This is a genomic window from Micromonospora cremea (assembly GCF_900143515.1).
Taxonomy (GTDB): domain Bacteria; phylum Actinomycetota; class Actinomycetes; order Mycobacteriales; family Micromonosporaceae; genus Micromonospora; species Micromonospora cremea.
Window position 1 is genome coordinate 3,146,786 of record NZ_FSQT01000002.1, and the last position, 12,809, is coordinate 3,159,594.

The 12,809-nt window shown below is 73.1% G+C and carries 13 protein-coding genes and 1 tRNA gene; 11 read left to right on the plus strand and 3 right to left on the minus strand.

Going from position 1 to position 12,809, the window contains the following annotated elements:
- Positions 1–111 precede the first annotated feature (111 nt).
- Positions 112–912 carry an S-methyl-5'-thioadenosine phosphorylase gene (locus tag BUS84_RS28225; RefSeq protein ID WP_074317064.1) on the minus strand — a complete coding sequence of 267 codons (801 nt, stop codon included), beginning with the start codon at positions 910–912 and terminating at the stop codon, positions 112–114.
- A 173-nt stretch (positions 913–1,085) separates the two neighbouring features.
- On the opposite strand from BUS84_RS28225, the gene BUS84_RS28230 reads away from it, so the two are divergent.
- The 3 genes from BUS84_RS28230 to BUS84_RS28240 all read left to right on the plus strand — a co-directional run bounded on the left by BUS84_RS28230 (position 1,086) and on the right by BUS84_RS28240 (position 2,284).
- Positions 1,086–1,676 (plus strand): YqgE/AlgH family protein, encoded by a 591-nt coding sequence (locus BUS84_RS28230; RefSeq protein ID WP_074317068.1) that lies wholly within the window; start codon positions 1,086–1,088, stop codon positions 1,674–1,676.
- A gap of 109 nt (positions 1,677–1,785) precedes the next feature.
- A tRNA-Ala gene (locus tag BUS84_RS28235) sits at positions 1,786–1,858 on the plus strand.
- 84 nt (positions 1,859–1,942) lie between these two features.
- A complete protein-coding gene (locus BUS84_RS28240) occupies positions 1,943–2,284 on the plus strand; it encodes a VOC family protein (protein ID WP_074317069.1) in 342 nt (113 codons plus the stop codon).
- An 86-nt stretch (positions 2,285–2,370) separates the two neighbouring features.
- Here the strand turns inward: BUS84_RS28240 and BUS84_RS28245 are convergent, their stop codons facing one another.
- On the minus strand, positions 2,371–2,493 hold the full coding sequence (locus BUS84_RS28245) for a ribosomal protein bL36 (protein ID WP_074317072.1): 123 nt from the start codon (positions 2,491–2,493) through the stop codon (positions 2,371–2,373).
- A 139-nt stretch (positions 2,494–2,632) separates the two neighbouring features.
- On the opposite strand from BUS84_RS28245, the gene BUS84_RS28250 reads away from it, so the two are divergent.
- Positions 2,633–3,562 carry a lytic polysaccharide monooxygenase auxiliary activity family 9 protein gene (locus tag BUS84_RS28250; RefSeq protein ID WP_074317074.1) on the plus strand — a complete coding sequence of 310 codons (930 nt, stop codon included), beginning with the start codon at positions 2,633–2,635 and terminating at the stop codon, positions 3,560–3,562.
- A 27-nt stretch (positions 3,563–3,589) separates the two neighbouring features.
- On the opposite strand, the gene mgrA is transcribed toward BUS84_RS28250, so the two are convergent.
- Positions 3,590–4,585, minus strand: coding sequence for an L-glyceraldehyde 3-phosphate reductase (gene mgrA, locus BUS84_RS28255; RefSeq protein ID WP_074317077.1), 996 nt, complete (start codon positions 4,583–4,585; stop codon positions 3,590–3,592).
- Positions 4,586–4,655: 70 nt separating this feature from the next.
- Here mgrA and BUS84_RS28260 point away from each other — a divergent pair, with 70 nt between their 5' ends.
- The 7 genes from BUS84_RS28260 to BUS84_RS28290 all read left to right on the plus strand — a co-directional run bounded on the left by BUS84_RS28260 (position 4,656) and on the right by BUS84_RS28290 (position 12,723).
- Positions 4,656–5,636 carry an aldo/keto reductase gene (locus BUS84_RS28260; protein WP_074317079.1) on the plus strand — a complete coding sequence of 327 codons (981 nt, stop codon included), beginning with the start codon at positions 4,656–4,658 and terminating at the stop codon, positions 5,634–5,636.
- 5 nt (positions 5,637–5,641) lie between these two features.
- Positions 5,642–6,139, plus strand: a complete 498-nt coding sequence (locus BUS84_RS28265; protein WP_074317081.1) for a hemerythrin domain-containing protein — start codon at positions 5,642–5,644, stop codon at positions 6,137–6,139.
- Between the two features lie 64 nt (positions 6,140–6,203).
- Positions 6,204–7,448: a histidine kinase gene (locus BUS84_RS28270; RefSeq protein ID WP_074317084.1), complete on the plus strand. Its 1,245-nt coding sequence runs from the start codon at positions 6,204–6,206 to the stop codon at positions 7,446–7,448.
- Positions 7,445–8,095, plus strand: a complete 651-nt coding sequence (locus BUS84_RS28275; RefSeq protein ID WP_074317086.1) for a response regulator transcription factor — start codon at positions 7,445–7,447, stop codon at positions 8,093–8,095. The genes BUS84_RS28270 and BUS84_RS28275 overlap by 4 nt, the downstream gene beginning before the upstream one ends.
- A gap of 80 nt (positions 8,096–8,175) precedes the next feature.
- Positions 8,176–9,252: a hypothetical protein gene (locus BUS84_RS28280; RefSeq protein ID WP_074317088.1), complete on the plus strand. Its 1,077-nt coding sequence runs from the start codon at positions 8,176–8,178 to the stop codon at positions 9,250–9,252.
- Between the two features lie 55 nt (positions 9,253–9,307).
- Positions 9,308–10,768 carry a magnesium chelatase ATPase subunit I gene (locus BUS84_RS28285; protein WP_074317089.1) on the plus strand — a complete coding sequence of 487 codons (1,461 nt, stop codon included), beginning with the start codon at positions 9,308–9,310 and terminating at the stop codon, positions 10,766–10,768.
- A gap of 2 nt (positions 10,769–10,770) precedes the next feature.
- Entirely contained in the window at positions 10,771–12,723 is a 1,953-nt protein-coding gene (locus BUS84_RS28290; RefSeq protein WP_074317091.1) for a vWA domain-containing protein, read from the plus strand.
- The last annotated feature ends 86 nt before the right edge of the window (positions 12,724–12,809 follow it).

Sequence of the window (12,809 nt, forward strand, 5' to 3'; positions counted from 1 at the left end):
GACCGCGCCGCCCTCCCGATCAACCGAATCTATCGGGATGTGACGGACGTTTCGGGCGTTTCCGGGGCGTCGTGACCGGGCGCACCAGGGCCGGGCTGCGCCCGTGCCGGCTCAGGGCAGCGGAAAGGGCAGGGAGATGCCGTCCAGCGCCCGGCCGCAGGCGCAGTCCTGCGTGCCGGGCAGCCCGGCCAGCGCGTCCAGCAGCACGTCCCGCAGCCGGTCGGTGTTCGCCGCGAAGACCCGGAACACCTCGTCCTGGGTCACCGACTCGCCGGCCCGCACCCCGGCGTCCAGGTCGGTGATCAACGCGATCGACGAGTAGCAGAGGGCGAGCTCCCGGGCGAGCACCGCCTCCGGGTGGCCGGTCATGTTGACCACCGTGCCGCCGATCGAGGCGAACCAGTGCGACTCGGCCCGTGTGGAGAACCGGGGGCCCTCGACCACCACCACCGTCCCGCCGTCCACGGCGGTGACGTCCCGACCGGCGGCGGCGGTGAGCAGCGCCCGCCGGCCGCGCGGGCAGTACGGGTCGGCGAACGGCACGTGCACCGCGCCCCGGTCGTAGTAGGTCTGCGCCCGGCCGCTGGTCCGGTCGATCAGCTGGTCCGGCACCACGAACGTGCCCGGGCCCAGCTCCGGCCGGAGCCCACCGACCGCGCACGGGGCGAGCACCTGGCGTACGCCGAGGGAGCGCAGCGCCCAGAGGTTGGCCCGGTAGGGGATCCGGTGCGACGGGTGGCGGTGGTCCCGGCCGTGCCGGGGCAGGAACGCGACGCGCCGCCCGGCGATCTCGGCGATGGTCACCGCGTCCGACGGTGGGCCGTACGGGGTGTCCAACTCGTGGGTGGTGCCGTCGAGAAGGGCGTACAGGCCCGATCCGCCGATCACCGCGAGATCCGCCGTCGGTGCCAATCGACCCTCCGTCTCAACTGTCCGATCACCCGCCGGTCAGACCTTAGCCAGCACCCGGGACGCAGGCTATGGTGCCAGGCATGGCGTTGACAGCACGGATGATCCCGGTGCACCGTGCGGATCCGGTGGGTGACGGATTCCCGGCGCGGGTTCACGGTTGACGGGTGTGTGGAATGCAGGGAGAGGGCCAGGCGATCGGCGGACGGGCGATGGAGTCGATGACCGGGCGACTGCTGGTCGCGACTCCGGCGCTCAAGGACCCGAACTTCGACCGTACGGTGGTGCTGCTGGTCGCCCACGAGCCGGGCGGCGCGCTCGGCGTGGTGCTGAACCGGGCCACCGAGGTGCCGGTCGCCGAGGTGCTCGGCGACTGGAACGACCTGGCACGCCACCCGGCGGTGCTCTTCGAGGGTGGCCCGGTGCAGCCCGACTCGGCCATCTGCCTGGCACGGATGCGCCAGCCGCTTCGTCGGGTCAAGGGCTTCCATCAGGTCTCCGGGGCGGTCGGCACGATCGACCTCTCGGTCGACCCGGAGCGGCTGCGGGAGAGCATCGGCGGCATCCGGGTCTTCGCCGGCTACTCGGGCTGGGGGAGCGGCCAGTTGGAGCAGGAGATCGCCGACGGCTCCTGGTTCGTGCTGGACGCGCTGCCCGGTGACGCGTTCGTCGACCGGCCGGACGACCTGTGGCCGATGGTGCTGCGCCGGCAGGGCGGGATGATGGCGGCCGTCGCTCATTTCCCGCCGGACGTGGCGCTCAACTGACCCGGTCCGGTGCGAGCCTGGGGGGTGGCTCGGCGGGGACCCCGCGAGATGACCATGCCGGCCGGGATGTGTATAGTTTCCCAGTGCCCGGGCGACCGGGACAGAGCAAGGGGCCGTGGCGCAGCTGGTAGCGCACCACACTGGCAGTGTGGGGGTCAGGGGTTCGAGTCCCCTCGGCTCCACCTTGCGAAACGCCCTGGTGCGGGACCTGATCTCGCGCCAGGGCGTTCATCATTTCTGATCTTCTGGGGCCCTAGCATGGCCGCATGACTGTAGATCTGTTCGCGGGCGTCCCCGTCCGCGACTACGCCGCCGCGGCGGCCTGGTACGAGCGACTCCTCGGCGCCCCACCGTCGTTCCTGCCGAACGACGTGGAGGCGGTGTGGGAGCTCGCCGACCACCGGTACGTGTTCATCGAGGTGCGGCCCGAGCATGCCGGGCACGCCATGCACACCGTCTTCGTCAGCGACTTCGACGCCCGGATCTCCCAGATCGCCGAGCGCGGCTTGGAGCCGGCCGAACGCGAGACCTACGACAACGGGGTCCGCAAGGCCATCTTCCGCGACCCGGACGGCAACGAGATCGGATTCGGCGGCGAGCCGGCCTGAGGCTGGCAGAAGCCCCTGCGCATGCGAAACGCCCTGCCCGGAAATAAGCCGGTCAGGGCGTTTTCGACTGTATGTCCAGGGCGCAATCAGCCCTGGCGGCTCTTCCACTGCGGGTTCGCGCGGTTCACCACAAGGACCCGGCCGTGCCGGCGGACCACCACCGAACCCGGCTTCTGCTTGAGCGCGCGCAACGAGGTGCGTACCTTCATGTCTGCCTCCTCGGCCTGGGGGACTGGCCTCGATTCGTACCGCCTGTCGAAACGCCGTGGCCGGTGCCGCGATTCCCGGCCGCCCCGACGTCGAACCTTTGCCGCCCCGCGCCCGTACCACTGCGCGGGAGGTCACACCATGACCGTGCGCCGAATGCTCACCGCCGTGCTGGTCGCCATCGCGACCGTGCCGGTCAGCGCCACGCCCGCCGCCACGCACGGTGCCCCCACCAGCCCGATCAGCCGGGCCGCGGCCTGCGGACCCGAGGGCCGGTACGCGGCCACCAGCGCCTGCCGGGCGGCGGTCGAGGCGGGCGCGGCGGTCCGCGAATGGGACAACGTCCGGGTCGCCGCGATCAACGGCCGGGACCGGGAGAAGATCCCGGACGGTGAGCTGTGCAGCGGCGGGCTGTCCGCGTACCGGGGGCTGGACCTGCCCCGGACCGACTGGCCGACCACCGAACTGGCCGCCGGCGCCCGGTTCACCTTCCGATACCGGACCACCATCGAGCACCGGGGCACCTTCCGGCTCTACGTCACCCGGCCCGGCTACGACCCGCGGGCGCCGCTGACCTGGGCGGACCTGGAGTCGCGCCCGTTTCTGGCGGTGACCGACCCGCCGGTGCGGGCCGGGGCGTACCAGCTGCCGGGTCGGCTGCCGGCGAGCCGTGACGGCCGGCACCTGATCTACACGATCTGGCAGAACTCCAACACCCCGGACACCTACTACTCCTGCTCCGACGTGGTGTTCCGCTCGGCGCGCGGCGGCACGGCGACGGGTACGCCGCGGCCGGCCGCCGCGACGAGGGGCGCGCCGGCGGTTCCGCGTACCGCCGCGAGCCGGCCGGCCACCACCGAGCCGGCGGTGGCGGCGGCGGCCGACCCGGGCGTGCCCGTGGCATCGGTGACCGACCTCAGCAGCCGGTGGCCGGTGCTGGCCGGCGCCGCCGCCGTGCTGGTCATCGCGCTGCTCGTCGGCGCGGGTCGGCTGCGCCGCACCGGCGCCGTGCCGGTCGGTCGGCAGTGCGAGGTGCGTAACCACCGGGCCGGGCGGCGCCGGATCTGGTGACCCGGCCCGCCAGCGGCCCGGCGGTGCTCAGCCCAGGTGCCGGTCGATCTCGGCCAGTTCCTCGGCGCTGAAGTCGAGATTGTCCAGCGCGGCGATGTTCGTCTCCAGCTGCCCGACGCTGCTCGCCCCGATGATCAGGCTGGTCATCCGCGGGTCACGCAGCGCCCAGGCCAGCGCGAGCTGGGCCAGTGACTGGCCGCGCCGCTCGGCGACCTCGCCCAGCCCCCGGATGGTGGCCATCTTCTCCTCGCTGAGGTCGCTCTCGTTGAGGAAGACGCTGGTGCGCACCCGCGAGTCGGCCGGGATGCCACCCAGGTAGCGGTCGGTCAGCAGGCCCTGGGCAAGCGGGCTGTAGGCGATGCAGCCGGCGCCGGCCTGCTCCAGCGTGTCGAGCAGGCCGTCGGCCTCGGTCCACCGGTTGAGCATCGAGTACGACGGCTGGTTGATCAGCAGCGGCGTGCCCAGCTCGCGCAGGATCGCCGCGGCGCGAGCGGTCTGCTCGGAGTTGTAGTTCGAGATGCCGACGTAGAGCGCTTTGCCGGAGCGGACGATGGCGTCCAAGGCGCCCATCGTCTCCTCCAGCGGGGTGTCCGGGTCGAACCGGTGCGAGTAGAAGACGTCGACGTAGTCCAGCCCCATCCGGCTCAGCGACTGGTCCAGCGAGGAGATCAGGTACTTGCGCGAGCCCCATTCGCCGTACGGGCCGGGCCACATGAGGTAGCCGGCCTTGCTGGAGATGACCAGCTCGTCCCGGTACGGCTTCAGGTCGGTGGCGAGCATCCGGCCGAAGTTCTCCTCCGCGGCACCGGGTGGCGGACCGTAGTTGTTGGCCAGGTCGAAGTGGGTGACACCCAGGTCGAGGGCGCGCCGGACGATGTCGCGCTGCCGCTCGTACGGGCGGTCCGGGCCGAAGTTGTGCCACAGGCCGAGGGAGACGGCGGGCAGCCGCAGGCCACTGCGTCCGCTGCGCCGGTAGGTCATCGTTTCGTAGCGGTCATCCGCGGCGAGGTAGGTCACGATCATGAGCGTAGCTCCGGCTCGGGGTACGCGGGATCGGGCGTGTGAACCCGGACAAGGGGGTAGCTTCGAGACCATGCGTCTCATCGCGCTCGACACCCCCAAGCCGCTGTCCAAGATCGGGTTGGGCACGTGGCAGTTCGGCTCTCGGGAGTGGGGCTACGGCCCGGATTTCGAGCGCCAGGCGGCGCAGATCGTCCGGCGGGCCGTGGAGTTGGGTGTGACCGTCTTCGACACCGCGGAGATCTACGGCTTCGGGCGCAGCGAGCGGATCCTCGGTGCGGCGCTCGGCGACGACCGGCCCAAGGTGGTGATCGCGTCCAAGATCTTCCCGGTCCTGCCGGTGTCCGCGGTGGTGCAGCAGCGGGCGGTCGCCTCGGCGGCGCGGCTCGGCGTCACCTGCCTGGACCTCTACCAGGTGCACCAGCCCAACCCGCTGGTCGCCGACCACAGCACCATGCGCGGCATGCGCGCGTTGCAGGACGTCGGGCTGGTCGGCGAGGTCGGGGTGAGCAACTACGGGCTGCGCCGCTGGCAGGTCGCCGAGGCGGCGCTCGGCCGGCGGGTGCTCAGTAACCAGGTCCGCTACAGCATGCTGGACCGCGCGCCCGAGCAGGAGCTGCTGCCGTACGCGGGGCAGGCCGGTCGGGTGGTCATCGCGTACAGCCCACTCGCGCAGGGTTTCCTCTCCGGCCGCTATGACGCGAAGAACCCGCCGACCGGTGCGGTCCGGCGGGCCAACCCGTATTTCCTGCCGGAGAACCTGGAGCGGGGCGCCGCTCTGATCGACACGTTGCGCCAGGTCGCTGACGCGCACGACGCCACCCCCAGCCAGATCGCGCTGGCCTACGTGCTGCGCCACCCGAACGTGCTGGCCATCCCCGGCGCGTCCGGCGTGGGGCAGATGGAACGCAATGCCGCCGCCGCCGACATCGACCTCACCGACGACGAGTACGCGGCGCTGGCCGAGGCCGCCAAACGGTTCCGACCGGTCACCGGCCTCGCCGCGATGCCCCGAATGTTGCGCGCCCGGTTCACCGGCCCGACGGAGAAGTGAGCACAGTGGACGACATCACCGCAATGATCCTGGACGACCACGCCGCCTTCCGGCGTGGCTTCGCCCGTCTTGACGATGCCCGCGACGAGCAGGAGCTGTTGGCGATCTGGGACGCGCTCGCCCTGCACCTGGACATCCACGCCGAGGCCGAGGAGGCGATCCTCTACCCGCACCTGGTCAAGCACGGCGACGACGGCGAGGACGAGACCGCCGACGCGATCGGCGACCACAACAAGATTCGGGATGCCATCGCCGACTCCAAGCTGCATCCCGTCGGCTCGGATCGCTGGTGGGCGGCGGTCGGCACGGCTCGCCGGGAGAACAGCGAGCACCTGGCCGAGGAGGAGGACGAGGCCCTGCCCGACTTCCGCCGGCATGCCAGCGCGGAGCTGCGCGCCGAGTTGGGTCACCGCTGGCTGACCTTCTACGGCGAGCACAAGAACGGGCGTGACCTGCCCTTCCGGGACAAGGACCCACAGTCGTACGTGGCCGACCACCGCTGAACGCGGCTGGATCTCCCCGGCACGGGGGAGTCGCAGAGGTTGGCGATGGCAGCAGAATGACGGGGTGACTCCCCGAGCGGCGTTGGCCCCGTTGGTCGCCGGCAGCACCTGGCGGCGTGGCGTGTTCCTGCTGCTGGGCGGGGTTCTGGCGCTCCCGTACGCGCTGCTCGCGGTGACCTTCGCCCAGCTGCTCACCGGCGCGGAGATTCCCCGTTCGCTGGTGTTCGCCCTGTTGGTGATCGCGTTGGTGATCGCCGTGGTGCCGCTGCTGCTCGACGGTAGCCGGGCGCTGGAGATCGCCGCTGTACGGGCGCTGCTCGGCGTCGACCTGCCCGACCCCGCGCCGGGGCACCGCGGCGACCGGGACACCCGGCTGCGCAGCGCGCTCTGGATCGCCACACACCTCACCATCGGCGCGCTGGTGATGGTCGCGTTGATCACGGCCGTGCCGATGGCGCTGGCCTTCATCGCCCAGCAGTTCGGCATCGGCGCCGACCTGGTCAGCCGGGAACGGTTCGGGCCGCTGGACGGGCGCGACACCGGCTGGTTGACGCTGACCGGGGTGGTCCTGCTGGTCGGTCTCGGCTACGCCGTCGCCGGGCTCGGCGCGCTCGCCGGGTCGATGGCACCAGTGCTGCTCGGCCCGACCCCGGCGGAGCGGATCGCCGCACTGGAGGCGCAGGCCACCCGGCTCGCCGAACGCAATCGGTTGGCCCGGGAACTGCACGACTCGGTCGGGCACGCGCTGACGGTGGCCACCCTCCAGGCCGGGGCCGCCCGCGAGGTGCTCGACACCGACCCGGAATTCGTCCGGCGGGCGCTCGCCGCCATCGAGGAGGCCGGGCGGACCGCGATGGACGAGCTGGACCACGTCCTCGGGCTGCTCCGGGAGACCGGCGGTGACCGGCCCTCGGTGGCGCCGCAGCGTACCCTCGCCGACCTGGACCGGCTGGTCAGCGACGCCCGCGCGACCGGGCTGGCGGTGCACGCGCACCGCTTCGGCGACCCGGCGCGGGTGCCGCCGGCGGTCTCCCGGGAGGGCTACCGGATCGTCCAGGAAGGGTTGACCAACGCGGCACGGTACGGCCACGGGCCGGTGACGCTGCGGCTGGACCTGCACCCGGACGCGCTGGACCTGGAGCTGGTCAACGCGGTGGGCCGCGCTGGCCGCGCCGACCCTGGCCGGGGCGGACGCGGCCTGGACGGGATGCGCGAACGCGTGCTGCTGCTCGGCGGCCGGCTCAGCGTGGGCCCGCACGGCGGCCGGTGGCTGATCCGGGCCCGCCTGCCGTACGAGGGGACGCGATGACCACCGGTGTGCTGATCGTCGACGACGACGAGCTGATCCGGGTCGGGCTGCGGGCCATCATCGACGCCCAACCCGACCTGCGGGTGCTCGCCGAGGCCGCCGACGGCGCCGAGGTGCCGCCGCTGGTCGCCCGGCACCGGCCGGACGTGGTGCTGATGGACGTGCGGATGCCCGGCATCGACGGCATCCAGGCCACCCGACACCTGCTGGCCACCTCCGCCGACCCGCCCCGGGTGCTGGTGGTCACCACCTTCGCCAACGACGAGTACGTCTACGAGGCGCTGCGCGCCGGCGCGGCCGGGTTCCTGCTCAAACGGGCCCGGCCGGCCGAGGTGGTCGAGGCGGTCCGGGTGGTCGCGGCGGGGGAGTCGCTGCTGTTCCCGGCCGCGATCCGCCGGCTGGCCGGCGCGTACGGGCCGACCGGCGGTGACCGGCTGACCGCCGCGCGGCTCACCGAGCGGGAGGCCGAGGTGCTGCGGCTGATGACCACCGGCCGGTCCAACCCGGAAATCGCCGCGCACCTGGTGGTCGGGGTGGAGACGGTCAAGACGCACGTCGGCAACGTGCTGGCCAAGCTGGGCGTACGCGATCGAACCCAGGCGGTGATCGCCGCCTACGAGTCCGGCTTCGTCACCCCGTCCGGTTGACCGGTCCCTCCCTCCTACGGGGGAGCGGGTTCACCGCCGCCCGGGAGGGGCCGGGCCGGTTACCGGCCGAGGCTGGGAGCATGACGACGATCACTGCCTTTCGACCCCGTCCCGACTTCCGGTGGCCCGACCGGTTGGCTCCGCTGGCCGCCGGCTGGCTCGGCCTGTGGGGCGTGTTCGCCCTGCTCGGCACGATCACCGGCGCCGGCTACCCGTTCGGCGCGAACGACCCGCACGGCGGCGACGTCAACCTGCTGCGCCTGGTGCCGGTGCAGCTTGCCACCCCGCTGTTCGCCGGGGTGCTGCTGACCGCCGCGGTGGCGGCGCTGGCGATGAGCCGTCCGGCCGTACGCCCGCTCGGCGCGCCGCAGGCGCTGCTCGCCGGATACGGCTGGACGGTGGCGTTCGTGCTCGCCGTGGTCGTTCCGGACGCCCGGGTGCTGGTCATCCTCGGCTACCTGCCGATGCTGATCATCGGGGCGCCGTTCGGCTGGCCGCCCGTCGACTACTCCGAGGTCTTCACCTGGGCGCTGTTCGCCCGGTTCGCCGCGCTCGTCGGTGGGCTGCTGTTGGCCGGGGCGGTGCTCGCCTGGCAGCGCCGCACCGCCGGGGCCTGCGTCGGCTGCGGCCGCCACGACACCGGCCAGGGCTGGACCACCCCGGCCGCCGCCGTGCGCTGGGGTCGCTGGGCCGCCGGCATCGCCGCGGCCATTCCGCTGGCGTACGCGGTGACCCGGTTCGCCTGGGCGGCCGGCATCCCGCTGGGCATCTCCGCGGAGTTCCTGACCGAGATGCGGGAGACCGGGCTGGTGTGGGCCGGGTTGGGGCTGGGTGCGTTCGCCACCGTCGGCGCGATCCTCACCCTCGGGCTGGTGCAGCGGTGGGGCGAGCGGTTCCCGCGCTGGATGCTGGGGCTGGCCGGCCGCCGGGTGCCGGTGAAGCTGGCCGTGGTGCCGGCCACCCTGGTCGCCGTCGCGGTGACCGCGGCCACTCTGGGGCTGGTCAGCAACCCCGAGTTCTGGCAGCTCTCCCACGGTTTCAGCCTGGCCGGGGCGCCGATGCTGCTCTGGCCGTTCTGGGGAGTGGCGCTCGGCGCCGCCACGTACGCGTACCACCTGCGCCGCCGCGGAGCCTGCCGGCGCTGCGATCGGGGCTGAGGGTGGGAGCGGGGCGCCCCTCGAAGCCGGGGCGCCCCCGCGAATGTGAGCTAGCGTGGGTCGGGTGACTGCGCCCTCCCCGGTAATCCCGGTTCCACCGGCCGACCTGCCCGGCACGCTCGGCGCGCTACGGGCGGCCGGTCACCAGTACCGCACCGTCAAGCAGGAACTGCGCGAGAATCTCCTGGCCCGGATGCGCAACGGCGAGGCCCGCTTCCCCGGCATCGTCGGCTACGACGACAGCGTGCTGCCCGAGGTCGAGCGGGCGCTGCTCGCCGGGCACGACATGGTGCTGCTCGGCGAGCGGGGCCAGGGCAAGACCCGGCTGATCCGCTCCCTCGGCGCGCTGCTCGACGAGTGGACCCCGGTCATCCCCGGCTCGGTGCTCAACGAGCACCCGATGCACCCGCTCACCCCGGCGTCCCGCGCCCAGGTGGCCGAGGCCGGCGACGATCAGCCGGTCGGCTGGCTGCATCGCTCGATGCGCTACGGCGAGAAGTTGGCCACGCCGGACACCAGCGTCGGTGACCTGATCGGTGACGTCGACCCGATCCGGATCGCCCAGGGCCGCACCCTCGGCGACCCGGAGACCATCCATTTCGGGCTGGTGCCCCGTACCAACCGGGGCATCTTCGCCGTCAACGAGCTGCCCGACCTGGCCGAGCGGATCCAGGTCGCGCTGCTCAACGTGCTGGAGGAGCGGGACATCCAGGTCCGCGGCTACCAGCTGCGGCTGCCGCTGGACCTGCTCCTGGTCGCCAGCGCCAACCCGGAGGACTACACCAACCGGGGCCGGATCATCACCCCGCTCAAGGACCGGTTCGGCGCGGAGATCCGCACCCACTACCCGGTGGACCTGGAGTTGGAGCTGGAGCTGATCCGGCAGGAGGCCGACCTGGTCGCCGAGGTGCCGGAGCACGTCCTGGAGGTCCTGGCCCGGTTCGCCCGGGCGGTGCGCGAGTCACCGTCGGTGGATCCGCGCTCGGGCGTCTCCGCCCGGTTCGCCATCGCCGCCGCCGAGACCGTGGCCGGTGCCGCGCTGCGCCGCGCCGGCCTGCTCGCCGCCGCCGGCGCCCCGGAAGGACGCCCGGAGGCCGCGGTGGCCCGGGTCGGCGACGCGGTGTCGGTGACCAGCACCCTGCGCGGCAAGGTGGAGTTCGAGAGCGGCGAGGAGGGGCGGGAGATCGAGATCCTTGCCCACCTGCTGAGGACCGCGACCGCCGAGACGTTCCGTGCCCACCTGGCCGGGCTGGACCTGTCCGGCTTCACCGGCCTGGTCGAGGACGGCGCGGCGATCGAGACCGGCGAGCTGGTCGGCGCCGCCGAGCTGCTGCGTCAGGTGGGCACCGTGCCCGGGCTGGCCAAGGTGCTGGACCGGCTCGGCCTGGGCGACGCGCCCACCCCGGAGGAGGCCGCCGCGGGTGTCGAGTTCGTGCTGGAGGGGCTGCACCTGACCCGCCGGCTCGGCAAGGACGTCACGGACTCCGGGCGCACCGTCTACGGCGGCCGGAGCTGACCGTGGCCGGCAACCGGTTCCGGTACGGGCAGTGGCGCGGCGGCCCTGACCCGCTCGCGCCCCCGTACGACGTGCGCGAGGCGGTGGACGCGGTCGGCGCCGAGGTGCTGGCCGGCGGCAGCCTGCGGGAGGCACTGCGCGACCTGCTGCGCCGTGGTCCGCAGGGGCGTGGCGGGCTGGACGACCTGGCCGCCCGGGCCCGCCGGCTGCGCCGCGAGGCGCTGCGCCGGGGTGACCTGGACGGCGCGGTGACCCGGGCGCGGGCCCTGCTCGATCAGGCTCTCGCCGCCGAGCGGGACGAGCTGCGGGGCCGCGACGACGATGGCGCGCGGTTCGCCGAGTCGGTGCTGGACAACCTGCCCCGCTCCACCGCACGGGCGGTGGAGCAGCTGGCCGGCTACCAGTGGGCCAGCGCGGACGCCCAGAGGTCGTACCAGCAGATCCTCGACCAGCTTCGTGGCGACGTACTCGGCCAGCGCTTCGCCGGCCTGCGCGACGCGGTGCGCGCCTCCGCCGACCCGGCCGTTCAGCGGCGGCTCGCCGAGATGATGAGCGACCTGAACGACCTGCTGGCCCGGCACGGCCGCGCGGAGGACACCACCGACGCGTTCGCCGAGTTCATGCGCCGGCACGGCGACTTCTTCCCGGAGCGGCCGGAGACGGTCGACGAGTTGATCGACGTGCTGGCCCGGCGCTCGGCGGCGGGCGAGCGGCTGATGAACTCGCTCTCGGATCGGCAGCGCGCCGAGCTGGCCGGGCTGATGCGGCAGTCGCTCGGCGACCAGCTCGCCGGGGAGCTGTCCGCGCTCGACGAGAACCTGCGGTCGCTGCGGCCGGATCTGCGGTGGGGGCGCGGCGAGCGGGTCCGGGGCGAGCAGCCGCTGGGCTACGCCGACGCGGCCGGCGCGTTGGGCGAGATCGGCGAGCTGGACGACCTGCTGGACCAGCTCGATCAGGAACACCCCGGCGCCACTCTGGACGACGTGGACGTCGACGCGGTGGCCCGGACGCTGGGCCGCAGCGCCGCCGACGATGTCCGCCGGCTGCGTGAGCTGGAGCGGGAACTCCGCCGGCAGGGCTGGGTGAGCCGGGACGCGGACGGGCTCACGCTGAGCCCGAAGGCGCTGCGTCGGCTCGGCGGGACCGCGCTGCGGCGGGTCTTCGCCGACCTGACCGCCGGGCCGCGTGGCCAGCATGATCTGCGGTCGGCGGGTGCCGCCGGCGAGGTCAGCGGCGGGTCCCGACCCTGGCAGTACGGCGACGAGCAGCCGTTGGACGTGGTCCGCACGCTGACCCGGGCGGTGAGCCGGGCCGGGCCGAGCGTGCCGGTGCAGCTCGCGGTGGACGACTTTGAGGTGGTGGAGACCGAGAAGCGGGCTTCCGCTGCGGTGGTGCTCTGCGTCGACCTCTCGTACTCGATGATCTCCCAGGGGCGCTGGGGGCCGATGAAGCAGACCGCGTTGGCGCTGGCGCATCTGATGGAGACGCGTTTCCCGCAGGACGCCCTGCAGATCGTCGGTTTCGGCCGGGAGGCGATGACGCTCAGCCAGCAGGAGTTGGCCGCCGTGGAGCCGGACATGGAGCAGGGCACCAACCTGCAGCACGCGCTGCGGCTGGCCGGTCGGCACCTGCGTCGGCACCCGGACGCCGAGCCGGTGGTGCTGGTGGTCACCGATGGCGAGCCGACCGCCCACCTGGATCCGGACGACGGGGAGGCGCTGTTCCACTGGCCGCCGCTGCCGGAGACGATCGAGGCGACCGTCCGCGAGGTGGATCGGCTCAGCCGCTACGGCGCCACCCTCAACCTGTTCATGCTCGGCGACGACCCGGGTCTGCGCCGTTTCGTCGACGCGGTGGCCCGGCGCAGCCGGGGTCGGATGTTCACCCCGGACACCGACGATCTGGGCGAGTACGTGGTCAGCGACTACCTGCGCTCCCGCCAGTCCCGCCGCTGACCCACCCCTTGTCGATCATGGAGTTGTGGTGGGCGACACATCCGTCACGTCCGGGTGAACCGGGCATCACAACTGCATGATCGACG

Coding starts and splice junctions, on each gene's coding strand:
- BUS84_RS28230 (WP_074317068.1), top strand. CDS start 1,086: ATGCAGGGAGAGGGCCAGGCGATCGGCGGACGGGCGATGGAGTCGATG.
- BUS84_RS28240 (WP_074317069.1), top strand. CDS start 1,943: ATGACTGTAGATCTGTTCGCGGGCGTCCCCGTCCGCGACTACGCCGCC.
- BUS84_RS28245 (WP_074317072.1), bottom strand. CDS start 2,493: ATGAAGGTACGCACCTCGTTGCGCGCGCTCAAGCAGAAGCCGGGTTCG.
- BUS84_RS28250 (WP_074317074.1), top strand. CDS start 2,633: ATGACCGTGCGCCGAATGCTCACCGCCGTGCTGGTCGCCATCGCGACC.
- mgrA (WP_074317077.1), bottom strand. CDS start 4,585: ATGATCGTGACCTACCTCGCCGCGGATGACCGCTACGAAACGATGACC.
- BUS84_RS28260 (WP_074317079.1), top strand. CDS start 4,656: ATGCGTCTCATCGCGCTCGACACCCCCAAGCCGCTGTCCAAGATCGGG.
- BUS84_RS28275 (WP_074317086.1), top strand. CDS start 7,445: ATGACCACCGGTGTGCTGATCGTCGACGACGACGAGCTGATCCGGGTC.
- BUS84_RS28280 (WP_074317088.1), top strand. CDS start 8,176: ATGACGACGATCACTGCCTTTCGACCCCGTCCCGACTTCCGGTGGCCC.